The sequence below is a fragment of the Allobosea sp. MMO-172 genome, from assembly GCF_037147855.1.
Lineage (GTDB): Bacteria > Pseudomonadota > Alphaproteobacteria > Rhizobiales > Beijerinckiaceae > Allobosea.
This window is the reverse complement of sequence record NZ_JBBCUM010000009.1, coordinates 142,191-168,102: the sequence shown is the minus strand read 5'-3', so window position 1 is coordinate 168,102 and position 25,912 is coordinate 142,191. Positions and strand designations below refer to the sequence as shown.

The window sequence follows — 25,912 nt, the reverse complement described above, 5'->3', positions numbered from 1 at the left end:
GCCGCAAACTCTACCCAAGATTATGGCGAAACCGCGCTATCGCGCCGCGGCTCACTGTTCGGGTCGATAGCGCCGCATCACCAGCGAGGCATTCGTCCCGCCAAAGCCGAAGGAATTCGACAGGGCGTAGTCGATCTCGCGCTTGCGGGCGACATGCGGCACCAGGTCGATCTCGGTCTCGACGGACGGATTGTCGAGATTGATCGTCGGCGGCGCCACCTGATCGCGGATAGCGAGCACGGTGAAGATCGCCTCGATCGCACCGGCGGCGCCGAGCAGATGGCCGGTCGACGACTTGGTCGAGGACATGGACGGGCGCTTGGGCGCATTGGCCAACAGGCGCTCGACCGCGCGCAATTCGATTTCGTCACCGAGCGGCGTTGAGGTGCCGTGGGCATTGATGTAGTCGAGATCGGCCGCCGTGATGCCGGCGCGATCGAGCGCGGCCTGCATGCAGCGATAGGCGCCGTCGCCATCCTCGGAGGGCGAGGTGATGTGATAGGCATCGCCCGACATGCCGTAGCCGACGATCTCGGCATAGATGCGGGCGCCGCGGCCCAAAGCGTGCTCGAGCTCCTCGAGCACGAGGACGCCGGCACCCTCGCCCATCACGAAGCCGTCGCGGTCCTTGTCATAGGGGCGCGAAGCCTTCTCGGGCGTATCGTTGAAACCGGTCGAGAGCGCGCGGCAGGCGCAGAAGCCGGCAATGCCGATGCGGTTGATCGCCGATTCGGCGCCACCGGCCAGCATAACCTCGGCATCGCCGAGCGCGATCATGCGGGCAGCGTCGCCGACGGCATGGGCTCCGGTCGAGCAGGCGGTCACGACGGCATGGTTCGGGCCTTTCAGCCCGTGCTCGATCGAGACATAGCCCGCCGCCAGATTGCTCAGGCGGCCGGGAATGAAGAAGGGCGAGAGGCGGCGCGGGCCGCGCTCCTTGAGCAGGAGCGAAGCCTCGTAGATGCCGCCGAGACCGCCGATGCCGGAGCCGATGGCGACGCCGGTGCGGGTCTGGTCCTCGTAGCTTTCCGGCTTCCAGCCGGCGTCTTTCAACGCCTGCGTGGCAGCCGCCATGGCGAAGACGATGAAATCGTCGACCTTGCGCTGTTCCTTCGGCTCCATCCACTCGTCGGGATTGAAGGTCCCGTCGCTGCCGTCACCCCGGGGGATGTTGCAGGCGATCCGCGCCGGCAGGTCGCTGGCGTCGAAACTGGTGATGGGGCCGGCGCCGCTGGCACCGGCAAGAAGGCGCGACCAGGTCGGCTCGACGCCGCATGCAAGCGGCGTCACCATGCCGAGCCCGGTCACGACGACGCGCCGCATCGGATAACTGCGAGAAGCCATGGCTCTTTCTGCGTGGACCAACCCCGAAGGGCCGATCAGGCGCTCTTCGCGGAGAGGAACTTCACGGCGTCGCCGACGGTCACGATCGTCTCGGCCGCATCGTCCGGGATCTCGACGCCGAACTCTTCCTCGAAGGCCATCACGAGCTCGACGGTGTCGAGGCTGTCCGCGCCCAGGTCCTCGATGAAGTTGGCGCCGTCGACGACCTTGTCGGCCTCGACGCCGAGGTGCTCGACCACGATCTTCTTCACGCGCTCGGCAACATCGCTCATGGGTCTCTTCCTTAGACTTAGAAACTGAAAACGCATCGCAGGGATGCGACGCGGTGGAGGGATCTCATTCCGAGCCGCCGCGCCACCTGACGATGTCCGCGATCCGGAAAGCTCGAAGCCTGCACAAACGCAACAACCGAGGTTTCGTCAAGCCCCCTCGGATCGCCCGGCTGCACCGCGACGGCGCTAGTTAACACACCCTTTACGGGCTGGCGAGTGCGCCGCGGACTTATCAAAACCGATCTAAAATGGGCGCTAACGCACCTAGATCATTGCCATTCCGCCGTTGACGTGCAGCGTCTGGCCGGTCACGTAGCCGGCTTCCGTGCTGGCCAGGAAGGCCACGGCCGCGGCCACATCCCCGCCCTCGCCCAGACGGCCCATCGGCACGCCGGAGAGGATGCCCTCGCGCTGCTTGTCATTGAGGGCCTGCGTCATCGGCGACTCGATGAAGCCCGGGGCGACCACGTTGACGGTAATGTTGCGGCTCGCGACCTCGGCGGCCAGCGCCTTCGACATGCCGATCAGGCCGGCCTTGGCGGCGGCGTAATTGCCCTGCCCGGGATTGCCGGTGGTGCCGACGACGGAGCCGATCGCGACGATTCGGCCGTAGCGGCGGCGCATCATCGACTTCACGGCGGCGCGCGACAGGCGGAAGGCCGCCGTCAGGTTGACGGCCAGGACGCTGTCCCAATCCTCGTCCTTGAGGCGCATGAACAGGTTGTCGCGGGTGATGCCGGCATTGTTGACGAGAATATCGAGCCCGCCGAGCTTCTCCTCGGCCGTCGGCACCAGCGCCTCGACCGAATCCTTGTCGGAGAGATTGCAGGGAGCGATCACGACACGCTCGCCGAGTTCGGCCGCCAGGGCCTCCAGCGCTTCCGCGCGCGTTCCCGAGATCGCGACGCTGGCGCCCTGCGCGTGCAGCGTCCGGGCGATGGCTCCGCCAAGGCCGCCGGTCGCGCCGGTGACCAGGGCCTTGCGGCCGGTCAGATCAAACATGTTCGCTCCCCTTGTTCGGCATCCTGCCGCTGCAGCCCATCCTGGGTTCTGCGCTTATCCTTTGCGGGCCTTGTAAGCCGCGATGTCCTCGGCCGTGCCGATCGAGACCGGCGCGGCGCCCGCGGCGATACGCTTGACGAGGCCTGCCAACACCTTGCCGCTGCCGAGCTCGACGAAATCGGTGACACCGGCTGCGGCCATCGCCTGCACGCATTCGCGCCAGCGCACCGTGCCGGTGACCTGGGCGACGAGCGAGGCCCGGATCGCATCGGCATCGCTCAACGGCGCGGCCCCGACATTGGCGACGACGGGCACGACGGGCGCCTGCATTGCGACTTTGGCCAGCGCCTCGCGCATCGCGTCGGCGGCCGGCTGCATCAGGGCGCAATGGAAAGGCGCGGAAACCGGCAGCAGCATGGCGCGCTTCACGCCGCGCTCGCCGGCCAGAACGATGGCGCGGTCGATCGCCGTCTTGGCGCCTGAGAGCACGACCTGACCGCCGCCATTGTCGTTGGCAGCCTCGCAGACTTCGCCCTGAGCAGCGGCCGCAGCGATCTCGCGAGCGAGGTCGAGCTCGGCGCCAAGCAGCGCCGCCATGGCGCCCTGTCCGGCCGGAACGGCCTTCTGCATGGCGTCGCCGCGGATGCGCAGCAGGCGGGCGGCATCGCCGATCGAGAAGGTGCCGGCAGCTGCCAGTGCCGAATACTCGCCGAGCGAATGGCCGGCGACGAAGGCGGCGTCGCGCTTCAGATCGAGTCCGGCTTCGTTTTCGAGCACGCGCACGACCGCGAGGCTGACCGCCATCAGGGCCGGCTGGGCATTGGCCGTCAGGGTCAATTCCTCGGAAGGGCCTTCCCACATCACGGACGAGAGCTTCTGCGACAGGGCCGCATCGACCTCGTCGAAGACCGCCTTCGCAACAGGGAAGTTGTCGGCCAGGCTCTTGCCCATGCCGACCGCCTGAGAGCCCTGGCCCGGAAAGATGAACGCTGTGGTCATGCTGTGAACGTCCCGGTCTTCATTATCAGTCATTCGTCTTATATGACGCGGCTGTCACATCGCTTCCGCCGCCAAGTCAAGCGCGGCGCCCGAATTTTCCGCTCCCGAGGCGGTGTTTTCCGGCAGATTCCGGTTGCCATGGCGCGCCGGACACTGTAACGACCGCCTCCTGCTTGTTCGGCCGGAGGCTGAACGGATGGCGCATGTCCGAAATGGACCGGCGCAGGCTCGTTTCCCGAACCGTCATCCCGTGTCTCCGCCTTCGATGAAATCCTGTCGGGCCTTATCCAGGGCTCGGAGGGCTCCGCGCCGGGCGAAGCAGGGTGAAACAAGGAAGGCCACATATGGCATTGTACGAGCATGTGCTGCTCGCGCGGCAGGATGTCAGCGCGCAGCAGGTCGAAGCTCTTGTCGAGCAGTTCAAGGGCGTGATCGAAGCGAATGGCGGCGCCATCCGCAAGGTCGAGTACTGGGGCGTCAAGTCCCTCGGCTACCGCATCAAGAAGAACCGCAAGGCTCACTACACGCTGCTGAACATCGAGGCTCCCTCCGCCGCCGTGCTGGAGATGGAGCGCCAGATGCGCATCAACGAGGACATCCTGCGCTTCATGACCGTCAAGGTCGAGGAGCTCGAGGAAGGTCCGTCGGCCATGCTGCAGAAGCGTGACCGCGAAGACCGTCCGGAGCGTGGCGGCGACCGTTTCGACCGCGGCCCGCGCCGTGATCGTCCGCGTCGTGACGACGAAGCGACCGAAACCGCCGAAGCGGAGGCCTGAGAATGTCGACTGCATCCGCTGGCGCCCGTCGCCCCTTCTTCCGCCGCCGCAAGTCCTGCCCGTTCTCGGGCGAAGGCGCCCCGAAGATCGACTACAAGGACGTGCGTCTGCTCTCGCGCTACATCTCCGAGCGCGGCAAGATCGTCCCGTCCCGCATCACGGCGGTCTCCGCCAAGAAGCAGCGCGAGCTCGCCCAGGCGATCAAGCGCGCCCGCTTCCTCGGCCTGCTGCCCTACGTCATCCGCTGATCCGTTCATCCGGATCCGGCAGACACTAAATCCCGGAGGCGTACCCTGCGCCTCCGGTTCTCGCTTTCAAGATCAACCAGTCGCCCGGCGGTGAAACTCCATCGGGTTCGTTGAGGCCAAGGGGCCTCTCACCCTGCCGAGCCAAAAGGCTTGCGAGCAGCGGGACAGCAGGACGGATTAGATGATTCCGATTGTCGGCATCGGCGCGGGCCTCGTTTCGGCCCTGCTCTTCTCAGTGGTGATCACCGGATCGCCGCTGGCCGCCTTGCTGTACTCGGCCGCTCCCCTCCCGATCTTCATCGCATCGCTGGGCTGGAACCACCGCTCCGGGCTGTTCGCCACGGCTGCCGGTGCGTTGGCCGTCGCCATCGCGCTCGCCCCGACCGGCGGGATCGCCTTCGCCCTGATCATCGGCCTGCCGGCATGGTGGATCGCCTATCTCGCCCTGCTCGCCCGCGGCGATGCAGACGGCCGGGTCGAATGGTATCCGCTCGGCAACCTGCTGCTCTGGATCGCCGCCACCGCCGCGCTCGCCACCGTCGGCAGCGCGCTGGTGATGACCACCGATTACGAGACCTATCGCGCGGTGATCGCGCGCATGATCGAGAACCTGCTGAACGAGATGGTACGCGGCAAGCTCATCTCCTTGCCCGGTGACGTCCAGGTCAAGGAACTGGCGCTGAGCCTGGCGCCCGCCGTGCCGCTCGGCATCGGCGCCTCCTTCGTGACCACCATCACCGCCAATCTCTGGCTCGCGGCCCGCACCGTGAAGATGTCCGACCGGCTGCCGCGGCCCTGGCCCTTCATCCCGTCGACGACGCTGCCGCGGCAGGCGCTGCTGCTGCTGATCGCGACGGGCCTCGTCGCGACGACGGGCGGCTTCGTCGGCGTCGCCGCCATGGCCATGGCCGGCGCGCTGCTCGCCGCCTTCATGTTCAGCGGGCTCACCACGCTGCACGACATCTCGCGCGGCCGCCCGTGGCGGCTGCCGATGCTGATCTCGATCTATGTCGCCCTCGTCGTGATGCAGGCCGTGCTGACGCCGCTGCTCGCGATCGTGGGCCTCATCGACACGCTGTTCGGACTGCGCAAGCGGGCCGCGCTGCCGCCTCCGCCTAACCGTTCCTGAAACCCTCGTCTGAAGACATAACAAGGAGAAGACCCATGGAAGTGATCCTGCTCGAGCGCGTCGCCAAGCTTGGCCAGATGGGCGACATCGTGAAGGTGCGCGACGGCTTCGGCCGCAACTACCTGCTCGCCCGCGGCAAGGCGCTGCGCGCCACCGAGGACAACAAGAAGCGCTTCGAGAGCCAGAAGCTCGAGCTCGAGACCCGCAACCTCGAGCTGAAGTCCGAGGCCGATGCCGTCGCCGAGCGCCTGAACGGCCAGAGCGTCACCATCCTGCGCCAGTCGGGCGAGTCCGGCGTGCTCTACGGCTCGGTCTCGACCCGTGACATCGCCGAGGCCCTGTCCAAGGAAGGCTTCAACGTCTCGCGCGGCCAGGTGACCCTGAACAACCCGATCAAGACGCTCGGCCTGCACACCGTCCCGGTCGTGCTGCATCCGGAAGTCGCGGTCTCGATCACCGTCAACATCGCCCGTTCGGCTGAAGAGGCCGAGCGTCAGGCCGCCGGCGAGAACGTCACGGCCCGCGAGGAGTTCGACCTCGACGATCTCGGCCTCGAGGTCGGCGCGGCGCTGGCCGAGGCCGGCGACGTCGAGCTCTGAGCCTCATCGCTCCCGAATCGAGTCAAGGGCGCCGTGGCAACACGGCGCCTTTTTCATTTCAGGGCCTGTGCAAAGGGGTGGATGGAACCGGAGCCTGCTGGCACCGATTGTCAGAATGTTAAGGTAGTTCCCTGCCCGACTCAGCTACGCCAAGCCGCAAGCCTGCGCGGCTGATTGTCGGCTTGAATTCACCCAGCATTGATTTATCGGGACGGCCATGGCCACCGCTACAGCCCTCGTCGCCCGCCTCGACAACCGCGAGGCGGAATTCCGCGTCCAGCCTCATAACATCGAGGCTGAGCAGGCGCTGCTGGGCGCAATCCTGGTCAATAACGACGCGTTCTATCGCGTCTCCGACTTCCTGCTGCCGGATCATTTCTTCGAGCCGGTCCACCAGCGCGTCTACGAGCTGGTGTCGAGCATGATTCGCGCCGGCAAGATCGCGACGCCGATCACGCTCAAGACCTTCGTCAACGACATCGACCTCGGCGAGATCACGCCGAGCCAGTATCTCGCCCGCCTCGCGGCAGAGGCGACGACCGTCATCAACGCCGCCGATTACGGCCGCACGATCTACGACCTCGCGGTACGCCGACAATTGATCGGCGTCGGCGAGGACCTCGTCAACGTCGCCTATGACGCGCCGGTCGAGATGGCGCCGCGCGAGCAGATCGAGGATGCCGAGCGCCGGCTCTACGAGCTTGCCGAAAAGGGGCGCTACGAGGGCGGCTTCCAGAAATTCGACGGCGCGCTGCGCCTCGCCATCGACATGGCGGCGAGCGCCTACCAGCGCGCCGGTGGCCTCTCCGGCATCTCGACCGGCCTGCGCGACGTCGACCAGCGCATGGGTGGCCTGCAGCGCTCGGACCTGCTCGTGCTCGCCGGGCGCCCCGCCATGGGCAAGACCTCGCTCGCCACCAACATCGCCTTCAACATCGCCAAGGCCTGGCGCGGCGAGCGGCAGGAGGACGGCTCGATCAAGTCGGTCGATGGCGGCATCGTCGGCTTCTTCTCGCTCGAAATGTCGGCCGACCAGCTCGCGACCCGTATCGTCGCCGAACAGTCGAGCATCTCGTCCTACAAGATCAGGCAGGGCCGCATCACCGAAGGCGATTTCGCCCGGTTGACCGATGTCGCCGCCCAGATCGAGAAATTGCCGCTCTATATCGACCAGACCGGCGGCATCTCGATCGCGCAGTTGATGGCGCGCGCCCGGCGCCTGAAGCGCCAGAAGGGCCTCGACGTCCTGTTCATCGACTATCTGCAATTGCTCTCCGGCTCGTCCAAGAACAGCCAAAACCGCGTGCAGGAACTGACCGAGATCACGACCAGCCTGAAGGCGCTGGCCAAGGAGCTCAACGTCCCTATCATCGCGCTCTCACAGCTCTCGCGTCAGGTCGAGAATCGCGACGACAAGCGCCCGCAGCTTTCGGACCTGCGTGAATCCGGCTCGATCGAGCAGGACGCCGACGTGGTGATGTTCGTCTACCGCGAGGAATATTACCTCAAGGGCAAGGAGCCGCGGCCCGGCACCGAAGAGCACAACAAGTGGCAGATCGAGATGGAGGCGATGCACGGCGTGGCCGAACTGATCATCGGCAAGCAGCGCCACGGCCCGACCGGCGCGGTGGCCTTGCAGTTCGACGCGGATGTGACACGCTTCTCGGATCGCGCCGATGAGATGCGCCTTCCGGACCGTGAATGATGCCTGCCGACCTGCCTGATTCCGCCGCCTACGGCGCGACGCTCACCATCGATCTCGACGCGCTGGTCTCGAACTGGCGCCTGCTCGGGAAGCGCGCCGGCACGGAGGCCGGAGCCGTGGTCAAGGCCGACGCCTATGGCATCGGCATCGAGCCCGCCGTGACGGCGCTCGCCAGGGCCGGCTGCAAGAGCTTCTTCGTCGCCCATGTCTCGGAGGCTATCCGCGCCCGCAAGGTCGCGCCGGACGCCACGATCTACGTGCTGAACGGGCTGCTACCCGGTGCGGCCGAGACCTTCGCGGCGCATGGCCTGTCGCCGGTGCTGGGCTCGCATGAGGAACTGCTGGAATGGGCCTCGTTCCGGCAGACCGGCGCGCAGGTCCGACCGGCGGCGCTGCATGTCGATACCGCGATGAACCGGCTCGGCCTCTGGCCCGGCGAAGGCCTCAACCTCGCCCGCGAGCGCTCGGGCGTGATCGCGGCGGCGGGGATCGGGCTGGTGATGAGCCATTTCGCCTCCTCCGAGGACGAGACCGACCCGGCCAATGCCCGCCAGATCGCCGCCTTCGCCGAGATCGCTGCGGCCCTGCCGGAAGTGCCGGCCTCGCTCAAGAATTCGTCCGGGCATTTCCTCAAGGACTGCCCGTCCTACCAGCTGACCCGGCCGGGCTATGCGCTCTATGGCGGCAATCCGACGCCGGGCCAGCCGAACCCGATGAAGCCGGTCGTGGGCCTGGAAGCGACGATCATCCAGACCCGCGAGGTCGAGGACGGCACGCAGGTCGGCTATAACGGGCGCTGGACCGCCAAGGGCAAGCGCAAGCTCGCGACGATCTGCCTCGGCTATGCCGACGGCTATCCTCGCAACGGCAGCTGGACCGATAGCTCGACCGGCGGCTCGGTGCTGATCGGCGGCGTTTCCTGCCCCTTCGTCGGCACGGTTTCGATGGACCTGATCATCATCGATGTGACCGATGCCCCGGCCGGTGCCGCCAGGCGCGGCGAGAGCGTGACCCTGATCGGCGGGCCACTCGACCTCGAGACCGTCGGTGGTGGCGCCAAGACGATCGGCTACGAGATCCTGACCAGCCTCGGCCGCCGCTATCACCGGCGTTATGTGGGGCTGTAGAGAGTGGCTCATTCCCTTGTCATTCCGGGGCTTCGCGCCAGCGAAGAACCCGGAACCCACGACCGGGTGAGCGGTTGCCACCGCGTTCGGCATAGGTCGCGCGCGATCGTGGATTCCGGGTTCACGGCTGCGCCGTGCCCCGGAATGACAATCTAACGATGGCCAAGCGCGGTCCGACTTATCATTGCCAGGCCTGCGGCGCGGTCTATCACCGCTGGCAGGGCAAGTGCGACGCCTGCGGGACATGGTCCTCGCTGGTCGAGGATGCGCAGGCCGCGCCCGTTCCCGGCGGCGGCCGGCCCTCCTCCGGCGGCCGGGCGCGCGGACGCATCTTCGCGCTGGAGACGCTGAAGGGCGAGACGCAGGATGCGCCGCGCATCGTCTCCGGTATCGGGGAACTGGACCGCGTCACCGGCGGCGGCTTCGTCCCGGGCTCTGTGCTGCTGATCGGCGGCGATCCCGGCATCGGCAAGTCGACCTTGCTGATGCAGGCCTGCGCGGCACTGGCCATGGGCGGTCGCCGCGTCGTCTACGTCTCGGGCGAGGAATCGACGGGTCAGGTGCGTCTCCGGGCCGAGCGCATGGGGCTGGCCGAGGCGCCGGTCGATCTCGCGGCCGAGACCAATGTCGAGGACATCATCGCGACGCTGGGCCAGGGCGAGCGCCCTGCCCTCGTCGTGATCGATTCGATCCAGACGATGTGGTCCGGCGAAGTCGAGAGCGCGCCGGGCACGGTGACGCAGGTGCGCGGCTCGGCCCAGGCGCTGATCCGCTATGCCAAGACATCAGGCGTCTGTCTGATCCTCGTCGGCCACGTCACCAAGGACGGGCAGATCGCCGGCCCCCGCGTGGTCGAGCACATGGTCGATGCCGTGCTCTCCTTCGAAGGTGAAGGGGCGCATTCCTTCCGCATCCTGCGCGGCCAGAAGAACCGCTTCGGCGCGACCGACGAGATCGGCGTGTTCGAGATGACCGGCAAGGGCCTGTCCGAGGTCACCAATCCCTCGGCACTGTTCCTCGCGGGGAGAGACCAGCCGGCACCGGGCGCAGCCGTCTTCGCGGGCATGGAAGGCACGCGACCGGTCTTGGTCGAGATCCAGGCGCTGGTTGCGCCGACCGCGCTCGGCACGCCGCGCCGCGCCGTCGTCGGCTGGGAAAACAGCCGGCTCGCCATGGTTCTGGCCGTTCTGGAGACGCATGGCGGCCTGCGACTGGGCCAACATGACGTCTATCTCAACGTCGCCGGCGGTCTGCGCGTCAACGAACCTGCAGCCGATGTCGCGGTCGCCGCCGCGCTGGTGTCCTCGCTGAGCGGCGCGACCTTGCCGCAGGAAGCGGTCTATTTCGGCGAGATCGCGCTGTCGGGCGCGATTCGGCCGGTCGCGGTCGCAGCGGCACGCCTCCGGGAGGCCGCCAAGCTCGGCTTCGAGGCCGCGCTGATGCCGGCCGGCGGCGCCGATCACGGCGACGGCAACGGGCTGACCCTGCGCCGTTTCGGTCATGTCACGGAACTCGTTGCCGATATCGCGGCACGCGCTCCTCGCAGAGATGTGAAATGACTCTGCCCAAAGGGTGACGGAAAGCCCCGGAACGCGTATAGCAAAGCCGAAACGGCCGCCCTGCCTCCGGCCGGTCGGCACCTGACCACAGCAAAGCGGCCCTCCCAATGCCTGTCACCATTCTCGATCTCGTCGTCATCGGCGTGGTTCTGATCTCGGCTTTGCTCGCAGCCGTGCGCGGCTTCACGCGCGAAGTGCTGGCGATCGCCTCTTGGGTCGCCGCCGCGGCCGTGGCCTGGGTGTTCCACCCGCAGCTCGTGCCCTTCATCAAGCAGTACATCCCGGCCAGCTCGGCTCAGGACACGATCGCGCTGGTGGCGGCGATCGCTGCGCTGTTCCTGGGCACGCTGATCGTCGTCTCGCTGATCACGGCCCGCATCTCCGATTTCGTGCTGGATTCGCGCATCGGTGCGCTGGATCGCACGCTCGGCTTCGTCTTCGGCGCCGCGCGCGGCCTGCTGCTGGCGGTGATCGGCTATGTCTTCTTCACGGCGCTGGTCGGCAGCGAGAAGCTTCCGGTCTGGGCCAAGGACGCCAAGGCCAAGCCGATGCTGGAGGAGACCGGCCGCTCGCTGATCGCCATGCTGCCGCAAGACGTGAACGCCGATTTCATCAAGAACCTGCTGAAGAAGCCGGCCGGCGAGACCGCGCCGGAGGCTCCGGCGGAGGAGCCGCGCAGCCCCGCGACGCCGGCACCGGTTGCGCCTGCCCCAGCCCGTCCCTAATTAGCGCGTAGAACATCAGCCCAAGCCATCTGCCTGGAGCAAGACATGATCTCGCAAACCGAGCGTGATACCGCCTTCGATCCCAATGCCGACCGGCTGCGGGAGGAATGCGGCGTCTTCGGCATCTACGGCCATGCCGATGCCGCGGCGCTGACCGCGCTCGGCCTGCACGCCCTGCAACATCGCGGCCAGGAGGCGGCGGGCATCGTCTCCTTCGACGGCAAGCGCTTCCATTCGGAGCGTCGTCTCGGCCTCGTCGGCGACGCCTTCTCGGAAGCGAGCGTCATCGACAAGCTCAAGGGCAAGCAGTCGATCGGCCATGTCCGCTACTCGACCACCGGCGAGACGATCCTGCGCAACGTCCAGCCGCTCTTCGCCGAACTGCATGGCGGCGGCTTCGCCGTCGCGCATAACGGCAACCTGACCAACGGGCTGACGCTGCGCCGCAACCTCGTCCGCGACGGCGCGATCTACCAGTCGACTTCGGACACCGAGGTGCTGCTGCATCTCGTCGCCCGCAGCCGCAAGCAGAACTTCGTCGACCGCTTCATCGAGGCGATCCGCCAGATCGAGGGCGCCTACGCCTTCGTCGGCATCACCAACAAGAAGCTGATCGGCGCCCGCGATCCGCTCGGCATCCGCCCGCTCGTGCTTGGCGAGCTCGACGGCGCGCCCATCCTGACCTCGGAAACCTGCGCGCTCGACATCATCGGCGCCAAGTTCATCCGCGAGGTCGAGAACGGCGAGGTCGTGATCATCTCCGAGACCGGGATCGAGAGCCACAAGCCCTTCCCGCCCGTGGCGGAACGCCCCTGCATCTTCGAGTACATCTATTTCGCCCGTCCCGATTCCATCGTGAAGGGCCGCAGCATCTACGAGCGCCGCAAGGCGATGGGCGCGGTCCTGGCCCAGGAATCCCCGGCCGATGCGGATGTCATCGTGCCCGTGCCGGATTCCGGCGTGCCGGCGGCGCTCGGTTATGCCCAGGCCAGCGGCATCCCCTTCGAGCTCGGCATCATCCGCAACCACTATGTCGGCCGCACCTTCATCGAGCCGACGCAGAAGGTCCGCGAGCTCGGCGTCAAGCTGAAGCACTCGGCCAACCGTTCGGTGGTCGAGGGCAAGCGCGTCGTGCTCGTCGACGATTCGATCGTGCGCGGCACGACCTCGTTCAAGATCGTGAAGATGATGCGCGAGGCCGGCGCCCGCGAGGTCCATTTCCGCATCTCCTCGCCGCCGATCACCCATCCCGACTATTACGGCATCGACACGCCGGACCGGGAGAAGCTGCTCGCCGCGACCCATTCGCTGGAAGAGATGCGCCAGTTCGTCGGCGCGGATTCGCTGGCCTTCATCTCGGTGGACGGGCTCTACCGCGCCATGGGCCATGAGGGCCGCGACCCCACCCGGCCGCAATTCACCGACCATTGCTTCACCGGCGACTATCCGACCTCGCTGACCGACGTGATCGGCGAGAGCGCCAAGCAGCAGATCTCGCTGCTGGCTGAAGCCGGCTGATCTTTCGAAAGAATGGGCTGTCATCCCGGGCGAAGCGCAGCGCAGACCCGGGATCCATGCCTGAACCTTGATCGGAAGCGCTCCGGCATGGATCCCGGATCGGCGCCGCTATCGCGGCTTGTCCGGGATGACGGCGCGTAAAGGAACCGGGGCAACTCTCATCATGACCAAACCATTGCAGGGGCGCGTCGCGCTCGTCACCGGCGCCTCGCGCGGCATCGGCCGCGCCGCGGCGCTCGCCTTCGCGGAAGCCGGTGCGCATGTCATCGCGCTCGCCCGCACCGCCGGCGCGCTTGAGGAGCTCGACGACGAGATCGTCGCGATCGGCGGCAGCGCCACCCTCGTCCCGCTCGACCTTGCCGATGCCGGCGGGCTGGAGAAGCTCGGCCATGCCGTGACGGAGCGCTGGGGCAAGCTCGACATCCTGCTCGCCAATGCCGGCGTGCTCGGCTCGCTCAGCCCGCTCGACCATGTCACCGAGAAGGACTGGGCTAGGGTTTTCGACATCAACGTCACCGCCAACTGGCGCCTGCTCAAGGCGCTCGATCCGGCATTGCGCGCCTCGGATGCCAGCCGCGTGCTGCTGATGACCTCGGGCGCGGCGCATAAGTGCACGGCCTATTGGGGTCCCTATTCGGTCTCAAAGGCCGCGGTGGAGGCTCTGGGGCGCACCTATGCGGCCGAGACGGCGACGACGCCGGTCAAGCTCATGCTGGTCAACCCCGGCCCCCTCCGCACCAAGATGCGGGCCGAGGCGATGCCGGGCGAAGACCCGGAGACGCTGAAGACGCCGGAAGAGCTGGCGCCGCATCTGGTCAGGCTGGCTTCGCCCGACTGGAGCGAGAGCGGCAAGATCTTCGACTTCCCGCAGGGCAAGGTCCTCACCCCGCAATTGCCGGTCTGAGGCTGCTCAGCCGCGCGCCAGCGCGGCCTGCACCAGCGTGATCAGGTCGGGGATGGTGAGGTTCGGCAGGGCCGCCATCTCCTCCAGGCCGAACCAGCGGATCTCGTCATGTTCGTCGACGAGATTGACGGCCGCTCCGCCTTCCCAGGCTCTGACGACATAGATGTGATGGAGCGCGGCGCCGTTGCGCTCCGGGAAGCGCTCGGCCTCCGACAGCACCAGTTCATAGCGCGTCGGTACCAGGCCGACCTCTTCGCGGCACTCCCGCAGCAGGGCCTGTTCCAGCGCCTCGCCGGGCTCGACGCGCCCGCCGATCGCATCCCAATGGCCGGGCCAGGCCTGTTTCCAGACGGCACGCAGGCCGAGCAGGACCTTCTGGTCGGCATCGACGAAGAGCGCGCTGACGGTTTCGAGCATGCGCGCGACCGCAATCGCTATTCGGCCCTGAGCCAGCGCAGCAAGCCAGCCTGATCGCCGCTTTCCACGGCCGCCGCGACGCGCCGGCCGACCGCCGCGCCGAACTTGTAGCCATGGCCCGAGCAGGCCGAGACCGCTATCACGCGGCCGATCTGCCGCGAGAGGAACTTGCGATCCGCCGTGAAGGTGTAGGCGCAAGTGACCACACGCTCGACGCGGTACTCGGCGATGCGCGCAAAGGGCGGCGCGAAATAATCGCGGATCTGCTCGCCCTCGCCCGCCCGCGGCTCGCGCTCCTCATCGGGCTGGCGAGGGCGCTTGTGCACGCCGGCGCCGACCTTGAGGCCGGTGCCGTCGACCGGAGGCAGAACATAGCCATCGACCGAGCCGCCGACATCGACGATGACCGGAGCGGCCTCCCAGGCGGCCTTCAGATCATCGGGCGGAGCTAGATAGGCGACGGCCGTGCGATAGGTCGTCAGGACGTCTGCAAGCTCGGGCAGGAGCTTCAGCACCCAGGCGCCGGAGCTGATCACGACGCGGTCGAAGCTCGCCGCCTCGCCATCGGCAAGGACAATGCGGCCGCTCTCGGGATCGATCGCGGTAACCGTTGTGCCCTCGCGCAGAGTGACGCCGCGCTCGCGCAGCAGACGCACCATGTCGGCGGCGATGCGGGCCGGGAACAGCGCACCGCCCTCGGGGCTGAGATAGGCGTAGCGGATCGTCGCCGCGTCGATGAAGGGATAACGCCGGGCCGTCTCGGCTGCGTCATAGAGCGCGTAGGGCGAGGCCATGCGGTCGAGGCCCTCGCGGTATTCCTCGCCCTCGTCGCCTTGCGTCTGGGAGATGCCGAGCACGCCGCAGGGCGCATAATGCTGCCTGCCGAGATCGGCCCAGAGCTCGCTCCAGGCCTCGAAGGCCTCGGTGATGGTCCGGGCATAACCGTCGGCGCCGCCATAGGCGCGGCGGATGATGCGGTGCTGGTCGCCGGAGGCCGCATAGGGGTTGGGGATCTGCGGTGCCTGCTCGAACAGGGTCACCTCATGCCCGCGCTTGTTCAGCGACCAGGCGGTGGAAAGCCCGGCGATACCGGCGCCGACGACCGCGACCTTCATCAGCCCTTGCGCTCCTTGTCATAGGGATTGGCGCCGCCGCGGCGATGCAGGCGGATCGGCGTACCCGGAAGCTCGAACGCATCCCGCAGGTTGTTGACGAGATAGCGCGTGTAGGAGACCGGCAGATGATCCAGCTGGTTGCCGAACAGCGCGAAGGTCGGCGGCCGGGCCTTGGCCTGCGTCATGTAGCGGATCTTGATGCGCCGACCGGCCACGGCCGGGGGCGGATGGGCCGAGAGCACGCCTTCAAGCCAGCGATTGATGCGCGCGGTCGAAACGCGGCGGTTCCAGACGCCATAGGCCGAGAACACGCCCTGCATCAGCTTGTCGATGCCCTCGCCGGCGAGGCCGGAGAGCGGGATGATCGGCACGCCGCGAACCTGCGCCAGCAGATGGTTGGCCTTCTCCTTGAGCTCGGCCAGCAGGCCCTGCTTGTCGGCGACGAGGTCCCATTTGTTGAGGCCGATGACGACGGAGCGGCCCTCACGCTCGGTCAGGTCGACCAGCGTCAGATCCTGCTTCTCGAAGGGGATCGTCGCATCGAGCAGCACGACCACGACCTCGGCGAAGCGGATCGCGCGCAGCGAATCGGCGACGGAGAGCTTCTCCAGCTTCTCCTCGATGCGGGCGCGCTTGCGCATGCCGGCGGTGTCGAAGAGCTTGACCTTGCGGCCACGCCATTCCCAGTCGACCGAGATGGTATCGCGGGTGATGCCGGCCTCGGGGCCGGTCAGCATCCGCTCCTCGCCGATCATGCGGTTGACCAGCGTCGACTTGCCGGCGTTCGGACGGCCGATGATGGTGACCCGCAAGGGGCGATCGGGATCGATATCCTCCTCGTCGTCCGAATCGGCAGCGGGAACGTCTGCCCAGGCCGCTTCCTCGTCCTCGTCATCCTCGGATTCATCGGGGATATAAGGCATCAGCGCCTCGAGCAGATCCGAGGTGCCCTCGCCATGCTCGGCCGAGAACGGCACGGGGTCGCCGAGGCCGAGCCCGTAGGACTCGATGATGCCGTCGGTGCCCTTCTTCCCCTCGGCCTTGTTGGCGAGCAGGATCACCGGCTTGCCGGAGCGGCGCACCAGATCGGCGAAGGGCTGGTCCATCGGCGTGATGCCGAGGCGGGCGTCGATCATGAAGAGCACGACATCGGCCTGCGCGATCGCAGTCTCGGTCTGGGCGCGCATGCGACCGGCGAGCGAATCCTTGTCGGCCTCTTCGAGACCGGCGGTATCGATCACCTTGAAGCGGAGATGGCCGAGGGTGGCGTCACCCTCGCGGCGGTCGCGCGTAACGCCCGGCCGATCGTCGACCAGCGCAAGCTTCTTGCCAACCAGCCGGTTGAACAGCGTCGACTTGCCGACATTGGGGCGCCCGATCAGGGCGACGATGGCTGTCATCAGATTTCACACATTTTCGCCGTCGTCCCGGCCTGCCGAAGCAGGAAACCGGGGCGGCGGCGCCGTTGGAGCGAGGCTCCGGTTCAGTTCTTCACCGTGACGGGACCGCCACGGACCAGAGCGAGATAGAGCTCGACACGCTGGCGCAGGGCCTGCGGTGCCTGCGGATCGGTGATCGCGGCATCGAACCAGCGCCCGGCATCCTCGAAGAGATTGGCCTTGAGCGCAGCGATGCCGAGGAACTCACGGGCCGTGTGGCGCCAGACGCCCTGCGCCGTCGCGAGCGGCTCCAGCGCTGCCTTGACCTCCGGATAGGGCGCGAGGTCGACGCGCAGGATGCCGGCGCGCAGCTTGGCGAGGTCGCGAGAGGTCTGGTCGAGCGAGGCGTCGTTGGCGAGCGCATCGAAGGCGGCGACGCCGGCGGCCGGATCGCGCTTGGCGGTCTCGGCGGCGAGGCGGAAGCGGGCGATCAGACGATAGCCGGCGGGCGCCGTGGCCGAGAGCTCCTTCAGGATGGTCTCGGCCTGCGTGGCGTCGCCATCGCGCGAGGATTTCAGCGCGGCTTCAAGGCGCGCGCCGACGGCCTGCGAGGCCTGATTCTCGCGGTGCAGCCAGAACTGCCAGCCAGCGACAGCAAGCACCGCCAGCACGGCGAGGCTGGTGAGAAGCCAGCCATATTTCTTCCAGAGCTCCGCGGCTTTGTCGCGGCGGACTTCCTCATCGATCTCGCGAAAAATATCGGCCATTTGACTGTCAAAATCCCTGTTGGGAGCCCGGTAGCATTTTCAGACCGGGAATGCGAGCCGGTTCAGCGCATGGCGCATCGCGCTGCGATGGACGGCCGCAGCCCCGCCATGGCAAAATTGGCCCGGCCCTTGCTGCGCCGGCACCGGACGGCCCCTTCAGCTTTCGGCCGTGGAGAGCTTGCATGAACCAGACGATCACCAGACGGGCCGGCCTCGCCGCCCTCAGCTTCGCGGCTTTCGGCGCGCTTGCTGCGCCCGCCACAGCGCAGACCCCGCCGATCAAGGTCAAGGTCTTCATCGCCGCGATGTTCGAGATCGGCCAGAACACCGGCGACCGGGCGGGCGAGTTCCAGCACTGGTACGAGCGCTACTGGAGGGCGAGCCAGCCGCATGAGGTCAAGGGCGCGCTGAAGCCGGTCTATTGCAATGGCGACGGCGTCTGCGGCGCCGTGCTGGGCATGGGCAAGGTCAACTCGTCCTCCTCGATGCAGGCGATTCTGCTCGATCCGGCCTATGACTTCTCGCAGGCCTATTTCGTGCTGAGCGGCGTCGCCGGCACGCCGCCCTCCCGCGGCACGATCGGCGACGTCTCCTGGGGCAGCTGGCTGGTCGATTACGATCTCGGCCATCGCTGGGCGCCGGAGGAAGGCAAGCCGGGCGAGCCGGTCTTCATGCCGCGCAAGGGCTATGAGAGCTATCGCGTCTTCCAGCTCAACCCGGCGCTGGTGAACTGGGCGGTGAAGCTCGGCTCCGGCGTGAACTTGCAGGACTCCGATTCCGCCAAGCAGTACCGCATGCGCTATCCCGACAAGCGGGCGCAGGCCGCGCCCTCCGTGCAGGTCGGCACGCATATGACCGGCGACACCTTCTTCCACGGGCCGGGCCTGTCGAAGGAAGCGCAATACATGGCCAAGCTCTACGGCGCCGACGACTACGTGATCACCGAGATGGAGGCGGCCGCGATCACGCTGGTGATCAAACGGCAGTTCGGCACCGACCGGATCATGAGCCTGCGCGGCGCGGTCAATTTCGACCAGGGCAACCCGAACGAGACGACGCTGCAGCATCTCGATCCCGCGCCCGGCCAGACGGCGGGTGGCTTCGCCGAGACCGTCGCCAATATCGAGGCCGTCGGCTCGAAGGTGGTCGACCACATCGTCGCGGACTGGCCGGTCTGGCACAAGGGCGTGCCGCCTCTGCCGGCGAAGTAAGACCTGCGGGGCGGTCAGCCTGCCCGGAAGAGCAGGCTGCCGTCACCGTAGGAGTAGAAGCGGTAATTCGCTGCGATCGCATGGGCATAGGCCCGTTTCATCATGTCGAGTCCGCAGAAAGCGGAGACGAGCATGAACAGCGTCGAGCGCGGCAGATGGAAGTTCGTCATCAGCATGTCGACCGCGCGGAAGCGGTAGCCCGGCGTGATGAAGATCGCGGTGTCGCCGGAGAAGGGCCGGATCGTGCCGTCCTCGGCCGCCGCGCTCTCGATCAGGCGTAGCGAGGTCGTGCCGACGCAGACGATGCGCCCGCCCTTCGCCTTGACGGCGTTGAGGGCCGCCGCGGTCTCGGGCGAAACCGTGCCCCATTCGGCATGCATGCGGTGGTCTTCGGTATCATCGGCCTTCACCGGCAGGAAGGTGCCGGCGCCGACATGGAGCGTGACGAAATGCCGGCTGATGCCGCACGCGTCCAGTGCCGCCAGCAGCTCCGGCGTGAAATGCAGGCCCGCGGTCGGCGCCGCGACGGCTCCGTCCTTCCGGGCGAAATTGGTCTGGTAATCGGCCGTGTCGGCGCTGTCGGTCGGGCGCTTGCCGGCGATATAGGGCGGTAGCGGCAATTCGCCGAGCCGCGCGATGGCCTCGTCGAGATAGGCGCCGGTCAGGCTGAACTGCAACTCGACCTCGCCGCCCTCGCCCTTGGCGATGACCTCGGCATGGAGACGGCCGAGCTCGCAAGCATTGCTGGCGGCGTCCGAATCGAAAACCACGCGTTCGCCAAGCGCCAGCTTCTTGGCCGGCCGGGCGAAGGCGAGCCAGCGATCCTCGCTCTCGCGCTTGTGCAGCATGATCTCGATACGCGCCGAATCCGCGCCGCGATAACGCCGCCCGCGCAGGCGAGACGGGATGACGCGGGTATCGTTGAGGACGAGCGCATCGCCGGGCTGAAGCAGCGAGACGAGATCGCGGATGCCGCGATCCTCCAGCGGCTCGGCTGTGCCCGGACGCACGACGAGCAGCCGCGCCGTATCGCGCGGACTGGCGGGCCGCAGCGCGATACGATCCTCAGGCAGGTCGAAATCGAAGAGATCGACGTTCATCGGACTAAAGCCGGCTTCCTGTCACAGGAACGCGCAGGTCATCCCGGCCGCAGCGGAGCGGAGAGCCGGAATCCATGCCTGAAGCTCGACAAGAGGCGCTCCAGCATGGATCCCGGGTCAAGCCCGGGATGACTCCGAGGTTCCGAAGCGAGCCCTCAGGCCGCGTCGGCCATCACCTTCATCGAGACGATGGAGTCGGGATCGCGCACCGGCTCACCGCGCTTGATCTTGTCGACATTGTCCATGCCTTCGACGACCTCGCCCCAGACAGTGTACTGCTTGTCGAGGAAGCGGGCATCGTCGAACACGATGAAGAACTGGCTGTTGGCCGAGTTCGGGTTCTGGGCGCGGGCCATCGAGCAGATGCCGCGGACATGCGGCTCGGCGTTGAACTCCTGCTTCAGGTCCGGATAGCTCGAGCCGCCGGTGCCGGTGCCGTGCGGGCAACCGACCTGGGCCATGAAGCCGTCGATGACGCGGTGGAAGACGATGCCGTCATAGAAGCCCTCGCGGGCGAGCAGCTTGATGCGCTCGACATGGCCGGGCGCGAGGTCGGGACGCAGCTTGATCACCACCTTGCCCTTGGTGGTTTCCATGACGATGGTGTTCTCGGGATCCAGCGACATCAGGTCTGCCTTTCGTTGAGCCGCGTGCGGCCGTGGAAGCGAATGGTGAAGGGTCGCCCCGCGATACTCGCTCCGAGGCCCGCCGACAACCTCATCGGCGTGCAGGAGCTGATGGCGGCGACGGCGGAATCGCTGAAGCGTCGCTGAAACTCGGCGTCGCCGCGCTTGGTCTCCCAGGTGACGCGGGGCTGGCCGAAGAGGCTGCCGTCACGGCGCAGGCTGAAGCGAAGCGAGACCATCGCGCCCGTCAGGTCGCCAGGCAATGGCGGCGGGTTCCAGCAGCGCTGGATGGCCGGGGCGATCTCGTCGAGTCGATCGACGGCCTCGGAGCCATCGTGCTGATTGTCGGGCGTGACCTGGCCGATCAGGCCGATCTCGCCACTGCCGCGCAGCGGCCGCGGCGCGCCGAGCCCGCGCTGGTCGAGGCCGGGGATGTCGCTGCCGCTGAACGGGCCGCCGATCCCCGGATTGTAGCGCTGGCCGCTCTGCGGCGGCAGGATCGGGTTCTGTGAGCCCGAAGGCGGCGGCAGAACCGGATTCTGCGAGCCGGATGGCGGCGGCAGGCCGAGATCGCGCGTGTCCTGCGCCAGGGCTCCGTTGAACCCCAGCGCCAGGGCGATCCCGACCAGGGCCGTCCGAGCCATCGCCGCGCCCTCCCCGGCTCGCCCTGCGCGCACGTATCCTGCCTTACTTGGCGTCGGCCTGCATGCGCATGCGGACGATCTTGTCAGGGCCGCTCACCTGGCCGTTATTGGCGCTGGAACCCTTCTTGATCTTGCGCACGGCGTCCATGCCGGAGACGACCTCTCCGAACAGCGTGTACTGGCCAGTCAGCGAGCCGCAGCCCTCGTAGCAGATGAAGAACTGCGAATTGGCCGAATCCGGCGAGGACGAACGGGCCATGCCGAGCGAGCCGACCTTGTAGGGGGTCGGGGTGAATTCGGCGGGCAGGTTCGGCAGGTCGGACTTGCCGGTGCCGGTGCCGGTCGGGTCACCGGTCTGGGCCATGAAGCCGTCGATGACGCGGTGGAAGACGATGCCGTCATAGAAGCCGCGCTTCACCAGCGTCTTGATCTGGGCGACATGCTTCGGCGCGAGATCGGGCCGCAGGCGGATCGTCACCGGGCCGTCCTTGGTCTCGAGGATGACGGTGTTCTCGGGATCGGGCTTCGGCGTCTGCGCCTGAGCGAAACCGAACGAGGCGACGACGGCAAGGGCGGCGAGCGAGCTGCGCAGCATGAAAATCTCCATGGCCGCCAGCGAGCCCGGCGGATGCCGGTCGATAGCCCTATCCTTTGGCCGGAACAAGGCGTCCCGGCGATCCGCGACCTGCCCTTGCTGCACTGCACAAGTGCAATGGAGACTAATCTTGCAAAAATTCCAGGCTGACGCTGCCTAAACTGATGACAGCGCCGTCACAATCGGCTAATCCTTCCGGCGCTGGGAGCGCTTTGCAGGTCGAAGCGCTGCGGACCAGGTCTTGGGAGGAACAAACGCCCGCCTTGCAAAATGAGTTGCATGCTTCTTGAAGACGTGCGCCGGTGCAGCGGTAAAAAGCGGACTACCAAAGGCAAGGCATCGGCCTTGCCTTTTTTCTTGGGCGGTACCCTGAGCGGGCGCGCCAATCTTCAGATGTCGTAGGTCACCCAGACATACCAGACGCCGGCGAAGATCACCGCCGCGATCAGCGAGGTGATGACGGCCTTCTTCACCAGGCCCGGCAGCACAGGCGCGCCGGGCTCCGTGCCGGCCACCACGTCACCCGCCTCCTCCTGGCTGCGGATGCCGAAGGGCAGCACCGCGAAGAGCGTGATCCACCAGATCACGAAATAGAGGGCGAGGCCGCCGACGACGTTCATGCCGCCTTCCCCGCGAGCGCGATGCAGGAGAAGGCGACCTTCGCCTCGGTCGGCACGCCGAAGCGCGCGGTATGGCGAGCCGGCAGGCCGCCCGGGAAATGCTTCACATACTCGGCGTTGCAGGCGGCATAGTCGGCCGGATCGGTGATCAGCATCGTCATCTGGACGACGCGGTCGAGCGAGCTTCCGGCCTCGGCGAGAATCTCAGAGATGCGGCCGAGCGCATTGCGCACCTCCTCGGCCGGGGTCTCACCACGATGGATGCCGCGCGCCGGATCATGCGGCGCCGAATGGCCGGAGACGAAGACGAGCCCGCCCGCGACAGTCGCGGCGCTGAAGGGGCGCGGCGAGCCGGCTTCTGGCTGGCCCAGGAAAGCGATCTCGGTCGAAGCGAAGTCGGTCATCGTCGTCAGGCCTGTTCGAGCTCGACCAGCGTGCCCAGGAAATCCTTGGGGTGCAGGAACAGCACCGGCTTGCCATGGGCGCCGATGCGCGGCTCGCCGGAGCCGAGCACGCGGGCGCCTTGCGCCTTCAGGCGGTCACGCGCCGCAAGGATATCGTCGACCTCGTAGCAGATGTGGTGGATGCCGCCGTCGGCATTGCGCTCAAGGAACTTGGCGATCGGCGAATCGGCGCCGAGCGGCTCCAGCAACTCGATCTTGGTGTTGGGCAATTCGACGAAGACGACGGTTACGCCGTGCTCCGGCTCGGCCTGCGGCTGCGACACGCGCGCGCCGAGCGTATCCCGATAGAGCGCCGTCGAGGCTTCGAGGTCCTTCACCGCTATGGCGACGTGGTTCAGGCGTCCGATCATGTCACTTTTCCCGATCACATCCGTTCAACTCAGAAACACCGTGTCATCCCGGACAAGCCGCGCGAGCGGCGCCGATCCGGGATCCATGCCTGAACCGTTCCGGAATGGATCCCGGGTCTGCGCTTCGCTCCGCCCGGGATGACCACGCGCGGTTCATAAAGAGCCTACCCTACACCTCGACCACCAGCGCATGCACCAGCGGCTTCTTGCCCCACTCCTCGTTGACCGCGCTGCGCACGCCGCGCTCCAGCGCGTTGCGCAGGGCTTCGGGATCGCGGCGGCGGGCCTTGGGAATGTTGTCGAGCAGGTCGCTGACCGTATCGGCGACGAACTCGTCGAAATCGATGCCGCCAAGGGTGCGCGGCGGCAGGCCGAGCACGGCAATCTCCGGCTCCCCGGCAATGCCGCCCTTCTCATCGATGGCAACCGCAATCGAAACGATGCCGGCGAAGGACAGGCGACGGCGCTCCTGGATCGTCTTCTCGAGCGCGCTCACCAGCAGGGAACCGTCCTGGTAGAGCCGGCCATGCGGGGCCTCATCCACCTTGCGGGCGCCTTCAGCCGAAATCGCGACCACATCGCCGTTGCCGGCGCGCAGGACATGTTTCACGCCGAGGCTGCGGGCGAAGGTTTCATGCTCGGACAGATGCAGGTCCTCGCCATGGGCGGGGATCGCGATCTGCGGCTTCAGCCAGCCATAGAGCCGGGCCATCTCCTCGCGGCGCGGATGGCCGGAGACATGGACCAGATGGGTCCGGTCGGTGATGATCTCGATCTTGTCGCGGGCGAGCGCGTTCAGAATGTTGCCGACCGACTTCTCGTTGCCGGGAATGGTGCGCGAGGAGAAGATCACGCGGTCGCCGGGCGAAAGCGCGATCTCGGGATGGTCGTCGGAGGCGATGCGCGAAAGCGCGGCGCGCGGTTCGCCCTGGCTGCCGGTGACCAGCGCCACGACCTTGTCGCGCGGGAGGTAGCCATAGGCGTCGACCGGACGGAAGCCGGGAATGCCGTCGAGATAGCCGCATTCGCGGGCGACATCGATGACGCGGTCCATGGCGCGGCCGACGACGACGACCTCGCGGTCATTGGCCATCGCCGCTTCCGCGACGGCACGCAGACGCGCGACATTGGAGGCGAAGGTGGTGACGGCGACGCGGCCGGGCGCCGAGGCGACCAGCTCCTTCATCTTGGCGGCGACATCGGCCTCGCTCGGGCTCGTGCCGTCGCGCATGACATTGGTGGAATCGCAGACCAGCGCCAGCACGCCCTCCTCGCCGAGTTCGCGCAGGCGTTTCTCGTCGGTCGGCAGGCCGACGCGCGGGGTCGGGTCGATCTTCCAGTCGCCGGTATGGACGACGAGGCCGGCCGGCGTGCGGATCGCGAGCGCGTTCGATTCCGGGATCGAATGGGCCACGGGCACGAATTCGATGTCGAAGGGTCCGAGCGTGATCGCCCCGCCCTGCGGCACGACGTTGAGCTCGACGCTCGGCGCGCCCGGCTCGGAGAGGCGGCGCGTGGCGAGGAGGCCGGCGGCGAAGCGTGTGCAATAGACCGGCGCGCGCAGCGAGGGCCAGAGCGCGGCGAGCGCGCCGATATGGTCCTCATGGGCGTGGGTGATGACGATGCCCAGCAGGTTCGCCCGTTCCTCGATGATGTAGCTCAGATCGGGCAGGACGATATCGACGCCCGGCGCCTCCGGCCCGGCGAAGGACAGGCCGCAATCGACCAGGATCCACTTTCGTCGTCCCTCGGGCCCGAAGCCGTAGAGAGCGGCATTCATGCCGATCTCGCCGAGGCCGCCGAGGGGAACGAAGACGAGCTGGTCGGAGGAGCGGGTCACTGGCAATCCTGATTCTGGCAATGGCTTGATCTAATGCCGCGTGATGGCAACGAGCCCTAGCACGCCCGCGACACCGTCTCCAGATCGACGGAGGTCGAGCGGGACTGCGTAATCAGGCGGGCGGGCCGAAGAAAAGGTCGCCGGCATCGATGAGGCGGCGGCCGGTTTCGGTTTCGAGTTCGAGGCGCCCGATCGGGTCGAGGCCGATGAAGGTGCCGCTGAGCGGGCCTTCGGGCAGGCGGATGGTGATGGTCTCGCCAAGGAAGGCCGCGCGCTCCAACCAGGCGGCGCGGGTCGGGCCGAAACCGCCGGCTTGAGACCAGATGGCGAAGCGCTGGGCGAAGGCGTCGCTCAGGCCCGTCAGCATGGCCTCGACATTGGCCTGCGGCGCGGCGGCCTTGAGGAAGGTCGCCGGGTACGGCGTGTCGTTCGGACAGGAGGCGATGTTGACGCCGCAGCCGACGATGACGTTGAAACGCCCTGCCCGGCTATCGCCCTCCAGCAGCAGGCCGGAGGTCTTGGCTCGGTCAAGCAAAAGGTCGTTCGGCCATTTCAGCCGGAGGCCGGATGCGGCCGGGCCGAGCAGCTTCGCGGCGGCATCGTGCAACGCGAGGCCCACGACGAAGCCGAGCTGCGGCGCCAGCGCCGGCTCGCACGGATCGGTCAACAGCAGGCTGACGTAGAGATTGCCGGGCGGCGAGCCCCATTGCCGGCCGTGCCGGCCACGGCCGGCGTTCTGGCTGCGGGCGACGATCCAGAGCTTGCCCGGCTCGCCCTGATCGAGCGCGCGACGGGCCTCCTCCATGGTGGAGCCGACCTCGTCGCGGACGATCAAACGATAGCCCGCGGCGCGGGCGGCCTCACCGAGCACGCGCCG

Annotated in this window: 28 protein-coding genes; 11 read left to right on the top strand and 17 right to left on the bottom strand. The window is 67.3% G+C overall.

Annotated features, from left to right (window positions below; all coding sequences use genetic code 11):
- Nucleotides 1-51: 51 nt before the first annotated feature.
- The 4 genes from fabF to fabD all read right to left on the bottom strand — a co-directional run bounded on the left by fabF (nt 52) and on the right by fabD (nt 3,617).
- On the bottom strand, nt 52-1,323 hold the full coding sequence (gene fabF, locus WFK61_RS15365) for a beta-ketoacyl-ACP synthase II (RefSeq protein WP_336813016.1): 1,272 nt from the start codon (nt 1,321-1,323) through the stop codon (nt 52-54).
- Between the two features lie 56 nt (nt 1,324-1,379).
- Nucleotides 1,380-1,616 (bottom strand): acyl carrier protein, encoded by a 237-nt coding sequence (locus tag WFK61_RS15360; protein ID WP_047578895.1) that lies wholly within the window; start codon nt 1,614-1,616, stop codon nt 1,380-1,382.
- Between the two features lie 264 nt (nt 1,617-1,880).
- Entirely contained in the window at nt 1,881-2,618 is a 738-nt protein-coding gene (gene fabG / locus WFK61_RS15355) for a 3-oxoacyl-[acyl-carrier-protein] reductase (RefSeq protein ID WP_336812957.1), read from the bottom strand.
- Between the two features lie 54 nt (nt 2,619-2,672).
- Nucleotides 2,673-3,617 carry an ACP S-malonyltransferase gene (gene fabD / locus WFK61_RS15350; protein WP_336812956.1) on the bottom strand — a complete coding sequence of 315 codons (945 nt, stop codon included), beginning with the start codon at nt 3,615-3,617 and terminating at the stop codon, nt 2,673-2,675.
- 344 nt (nt 3,618-3,961) lie between these two features.
- Here fabD and rpsF point away from each other — a divergent pair, with 344 nt between their 5' ends.
- The 10 genes from rpsF (at nt 3,962) to WFK61_RS15300 (ending at nt 13,907) form a co-directional block, all read left to right on the top strand.
- On the top strand, nt 3,962-4,393 hold the full coding sequence (rpsF, locus tag WFK61_RS15345; protein WP_257731937.1) for a 30S ribosomal protein S6: 432 nt from the start codon (nt 3,962-3,964) through the stop codon (nt 4,391-4,393).
- Between the two features lie 2 nt (nt 4,394-4,395).
- The gene (rpsR, locus tag WFK61_RS15340; protein WP_038367644.1) at nt 4,396-4,641 is read left to right on the top strand and encodes a 30S ribosomal protein S18; all 246 of its coding nucleotides are present in this window, start codon (nt 4,396-4,398) and stop codon (nt 4,639-4,641) included.
- A 181-nt stretch (nt 4,642-4,822) separates the two neighbouring features.
- Entirely contained in the window at nt 4,823-5,770 is a 948-nt protein-coding gene (locus WFK61_RS15335; protein ID WP_336812955.1) for a DUF2232 domain-containing protein, read from the top strand.
- Between the two features lie 35 nt (nt 5,771-5,805).
- Entirely contained in the window at nt 5,806-6,369 is a 564-nt protein-coding gene (rplI, locus tag WFK61_RS15330) for a 50S ribosomal protein L9 (protein ID WP_336812954.1), read from the top strand.
- Nucleotides 6,370-6,586: 217 nt separating this feature from the next.
- Nucleotides 6,587-8,074 (top strand): replicative DNA helicase, encoded by a 1,488-nt coding sequence (locus tag WFK61_RS15325; RefSeq protein WP_336812953.1) that lies wholly within the window; start codon nt 6,587-6,589, stop codon nt 8,072-8,074.
- Nucleotides 8,074-9,201: an alanine racemase gene (gene alr, locus WFK61_RS15320; protein ID WP_442896310.1), complete on the top strand. Its 1,128-nt coding sequence runs from the start codon at nt 8,074-8,076 to the stop codon at nt 9,199-9,201. The genes WFK61_RS15325 and alr overlap by 1 nt, the downstream gene beginning before the upstream one ends.
- 158 nt (nt 9,202-9,359) lie before the next feature.
- Nucleotides 9,360-10,760 carry a DNA repair protein RadA gene (gene radA, locus WFK61_RS15315; protein WP_336812951.1) on the top strand — a complete coding sequence of 467 codons (1,401 nt, stop codon included), beginning with the start codon at nt 9,360-9,362 and terminating at the stop codon, nt 10,758-10,760.
- Nucleotides 10,761-10,867: 107 nt separating this feature from the next.
- On the top strand, nt 10,868-11,485 hold the full coding sequence (locus WFK61_RS15310; protein WP_336812950.1) for a CvpA family protein: 618 nt from the start codon (nt 10,868-10,870) through the stop codon (nt 11,483-11,485).
- Nucleotides 11,486-11,530: 45 nt separating this feature from the next.
- Entirely contained in the window at nt 11,531-13,003 is a 1,473-nt protein-coding gene (gene purF, locus WFK61_RS15305) for an amidophosphoribosyltransferase (RefSeq protein ID WP_336812949.1), read from the top strand.
- Between the two features lie 163 nt (nt 13,004-13,166).
- The gene (locus tag WFK61_RS15300; protein ID WP_336812948.1) at nt 13,167-13,907 is read left to right on the top strand and encodes an SDR family NAD(P)-dependent oxidoreductase; all 741 of its coding nucleotides are present in this window, start codon (nt 13,167-13,169) and stop codon (nt 13,905-13,907) included.
- A gap of 6 nt (nt 13,908-13,913) precedes the next feature.
- Here WFK61_RS15300 and WFK61_RS15295 read toward each other — a convergent pair whose 3' ends face one another.
- The 4 genes from WFK61_RS15295 to WFK61_RS15280 form a co-directional block, all read right to left on the bottom strand.
- Nucleotides 13,914-14,324, bottom strand: a complete 411-nt coding sequence (locus WFK61_RS15295; protein ID WP_336812947.1) for an NUDIX hydrolase — start codon at nt 14,322-14,324, stop codon at nt 13,914-13,916.
- A 17-nt stretch (nt 14,325-14,341) separates the two neighbouring features.
- A complete protein-coding gene (locus tag WFK61_RS15290) occupies nt 14,342-15,439 on the bottom strand; it encodes an NAD(P)/FAD-dependent oxidoreductase (RefSeq protein ID WP_336812946.1) in 1,098 nt (365 codons plus the stop codon).
- Nucleotides 15,439-16,839, bottom strand: coding sequence for a ribosome biogenesis GTPase Der (gene der / locus WFK61_RS15285; protein WP_336812945.1), 1,401 nt, complete (start codon nt 16,837-16,839; stop codon nt 15,439-15,441). Before der ends, WFK61_RS15290 begins: the two co-directional genes overlap by 1 nt.
- Nucleotides 16,840-16,922: 83 nt before the next feature.
- Nucleotides 16,923-17,585 (bottom strand): tetratricopeptide repeat protein, encoded by a 663-nt coding sequence (locus WFK61_RS15280; RefSeq protein WP_336812944.1) that lies wholly within the window; start codon nt 17,583-17,585, stop codon nt 16,923-16,925.
- A gap of 182 nt (nt 17,586-17,767) precedes the next feature.
- Here WFK61_RS15280 and WFK61_RS15275 point away from each other — a divergent pair, with 182 nt between their 5' ends.
- Nucleotides 17,768-18,796, top strand: coding sequence for a purine-nucleoside phosphorylase (locus WFK61_RS15275; protein WP_336812943.1), 1,029 nt, complete (start codon nt 17,768-17,770; stop codon nt 18,794-18,796).
- 14 nt (nt 18,797-18,810) lie between these two features.
- Here the strand turns inward: WFK61_RS15275 and queA are convergent, their stop codons facing one another.
- From queA to WFK61_RS15230, 9 genes are all read right to left on the bottom strand, one after another.
- The gene (queA, locus tag WFK61_RS15270) at nt 18,811-19,896 is read right to left on the bottom strand and encodes a tRNA preQ1(34) S-adenosylmethionine ribosyltransferase-isomerase QueA (RefSeq protein ID WP_336812942.1); all 1,086 of its coding nucleotides are present in this window, start codon (nt 19,894-19,896) and stop codon (nt 18,811-18,813) included.
- A gap of 155 nt (nt 19,897-20,051) precedes the next feature.
- Nucleotides 20,052-20,522, bottom strand: coding sequence for a peptidylprolyl isomerase (locus WFK61_RS15265; protein ID WP_293806363.1), 471 nt, complete (start codon nt 20,520-20,522; stop codon nt 20,052-20,054).
- Entirely contained in the window at nt 20,522-21,166 is a 645-nt protein-coding gene (locus WFK61_RS15260; RefSeq protein ID WP_336812941.1) for a hypothetical protein, read from the bottom strand. The genes WFK61_RS15265 and WFK61_RS15260 overlap by 1 nt, the downstream gene beginning before the upstream one ends.
- A gap of 43 nt (nt 21,167-21,209) precedes the next feature.
- Nucleotides 21,210-21,761 (bottom strand): peptidylprolyl isomerase, encoded by a 552-nt coding sequence (locus tag WFK61_RS15255; protein WP_336812940.1) that lies wholly within the window; start codon nt 21,759-21,761, stop codon nt 21,210-21,212.
- 389 nt (nt 21,762-22,150) lie between these two features.
- On the bottom strand, nt 22,151-22,381 hold the full coding sequence (locus WFK61_RS15250; RefSeq protein WP_336812939.1) for a DUF1467 family protein: 231 nt from the start codon (nt 22,379-22,381) through the stop codon (nt 22,151-22,153).
- On the bottom strand, nt 22,378-22,785 hold the full coding sequence (locus tag WFK61_RS15245) for a RidA family protein (protein WP_336812938.1): 408 nt from the start codon (nt 22,783-22,785) through the stop codon (nt 22,378-22,380). The genes WFK61_RS15250 and WFK61_RS15245 overlap by 4 nt, the downstream gene beginning before the upstream one ends.
- A 5-nt stretch (nt 22,786-22,790) precedes the next feature.
- Nucleotides 22,791-23,195, bottom strand: coding sequence for a methylmalonyl-CoA epimerase (mce, locus tag WFK61_RS15240; protein ID WP_047575196.1), 405 nt, complete (start codon nt 23,193-23,195; stop codon nt 22,791-22,793).
- A gap of 169 nt (nt 23,196-23,364) precedes the next feature.
- Nucleotides 23,365-25,035: a ribonuclease J gene (locus WFK61_RS15235; RefSeq protein WP_336812937.1), complete on the bottom strand. Its 1,671-nt coding sequence runs from the start codon at nt 25,033-25,035 to the stop codon at nt 23,365-23,367.
- A 112-nt stretch (nt 25,036-25,147) separates the two neighbouring features.
- Nucleotides 25,148-25,906: a biotin--[acetyl-CoA-carboxylase] ligase gene (locus WFK61_RS15230; RefSeq protein ID WP_336812936.1), complete on the bottom strand. Its 759-nt coding sequence runs from the start codon at nt 25,904-25,906 to the stop codon at nt 25,148-25,150.
- Nucleotides 25,907-25,912: the final 6 nt, after the last annotated feature.

Excerpts from the sequence above, each read along its gene's own strand:
- fabF (WP_336813016.1), bottom strand. The coding sequence starts at position 1,323 with ATGCGGCGCGTCGTCGTGACCGGGCTCGGCATGGTGACGCCGCTTGCA.
- queA (WP_336812942.1), bottom strand. The coding sequence starts at position 19,896 with ATGAACGTCGATCTCTTCGATTTCGACCTGCCTGAGGATCGTATCGCG.
- WFK61_RS15260 (WP_336812941.1), bottom strand. The coding sequence starts at position 21,166 with ATGGCTCGGACGGCCCTGGTCGGGATCGCCCTGGCGCTGGGGTTCAAC.
- rpsF (WP_257731937.1), top strand. The coding sequence starts at position 3,962 with ATGGCATTGTACGAGCATGTGCTGCTCGCGCGGCAGGATGTCAGCGCG.
- WFK61_RS15360 (WP_047578895.1), bottom strand. The coding sequence starts at position 1,616 with ATGAGCGATGTTGCCGAGCGCGTGAAGAAGATCGTGGTCGAGCACCTC.
- WFK61_RS15300 (WP_336812948.1), top strand. The coding sequence starts at position 13,167 with ATGACCAAACCATTGCAGGGGCGCGTCGCGCTCGTCACCGGCGCCTCG.
- WFK61_RS15325 (WP_336812953.1), top strand. The coding sequence starts at position 6,587 with ATGGCCACCGCTACAGCCCTCGTCGCCCGCCTCGACAACCGCGAGGCG.
- WFK61_RS15245 (WP_336812938.1), bottom strand. The coding sequence starts at position 22,785 with ATGACCGACTTCGCTTCGACCGAGATCGCTTTCCTGGGCCAGCCAGAA.
- WFK61_RS15295 (WP_336812947.1), bottom strand. The coding sequence starts at position 14,324 with ATGCTCGAAACCGTCAGCGCGCTCTTCGTCGATGCCGACCAGAAGGTC.
- alr (WP_442896310.1), top strand. The coding sequence starts at position 8,074 with ATGCCTGCCGACCTGCCTGATTCCGCCGCCTACGGCGCGACGCTCACC.
- WFK61_RS15255 (WP_336812940.1), bottom strand. The coding sequence starts at position 21,761 with ATGCTGCGCAGCTCGCTCGCCGCCCTTGCCGTCGTCGCCTCGTTCGGT.
- der (WP_336812945.1), bottom strand. The coding sequence starts at position 16,839 with ATGACAGCCATCGTCGCCCTGATCGGGCGCCCCAATGTCGGCAAGTCG.
- fabG (WP_336812957.1), bottom strand. The coding sequence starts at position 2,618 with ATGTTTGATCTGACCGGCCGCAAGGCCCTGGTCACCGGCGCGACCGGC.
- WFK61_RS15335 (WP_336812955.1), top strand. The coding sequence starts at position 4,823 with ATGATTCCGATTGTCGGCATCGGCGCGGGCCTCGTTTCGGCCCTGCTC.
- purF (WP_336812949.1), top strand. The coding sequence starts at position 11,531 with ATGATCTCGCAAACCGAGCGTGATACCGCCTTCGATCCCAATGCCGAC.
- mce (WP_047575196.1), bottom strand. The coding sequence starts at position 23,195 with ATGATCGGACGCCTGAACCACGTCGCCATAGCGGTGAAGGACCTCGAA.
- WFK61_RS15290 (WP_336812946.1), bottom strand. The coding sequence starts at position 15,439 with ATGAAGGTCGCGGTCGTCGGCGCCGGTATCGCCGGGCTTTCCACCGCC.
- WFK61_RS15250 (WP_336812939.1), bottom strand. The coding sequence starts at position 22,381 with ATGAACGTCGTCGGCGGCCTCGCCCTCTATTTCGTGATCTGGTGGATC.
- WFK61_RS15310 (WP_336812950.1), top strand. The coding sequence starts at position 10,868 with ATGCCTGTCACCATTCTCGATCTCGTCGTCATCGGCGTGGTTCTGATC.
- WFK61_RS15280 (WP_336812944.1), bottom strand. The coding sequence starts at position 17,585 with ATGGCCGATATTTTTCGCGAGATCGATGAGGAAGTCCGCCGCGACAAA.
- WFK61_RS15275 (WP_336812943.1), top strand. The coding sequence starts at position 17,768 with ATGAACCAGACGATCACCAGACGGGCCGGCCTCGCCGCCCTCAGCTTC.
- radA (WP_336812951.1), top strand. The coding sequence starts at position 9,360 with ATGGCCAAGCGCGGTCCGACTTATCATTGCCAGGCCTGCGGCGCGGTC.
- rplI (WP_336812954.1), top strand. The coding sequence starts at position 5,806 with ATGGAAGTGATCCTGCTCGAGCGCGTCGCCAAGCTTGGCCAGATGGGC.
- WFK61_RS15265 (WP_293806363.1), bottom strand. The coding sequence starts at position 20,522 with ATGTCGCTGGATCCCGAGAACACCATCGTCATGGAAACCACCAAGGGC.
- rpsR (WP_038367644.1), top strand. The coding sequence starts at position 4,396 with ATGTCGACTGCATCCGCTGGCGCCCGTCGCCCCTTCTTCCGCCGCCGC.
- fabD (WP_336812956.1), bottom strand. The coding sequence starts at position 3,617 with ATGACCACAGCGTTCATCTTTCCGGGCCAGGGCTCTCAGGCGGTCGGC.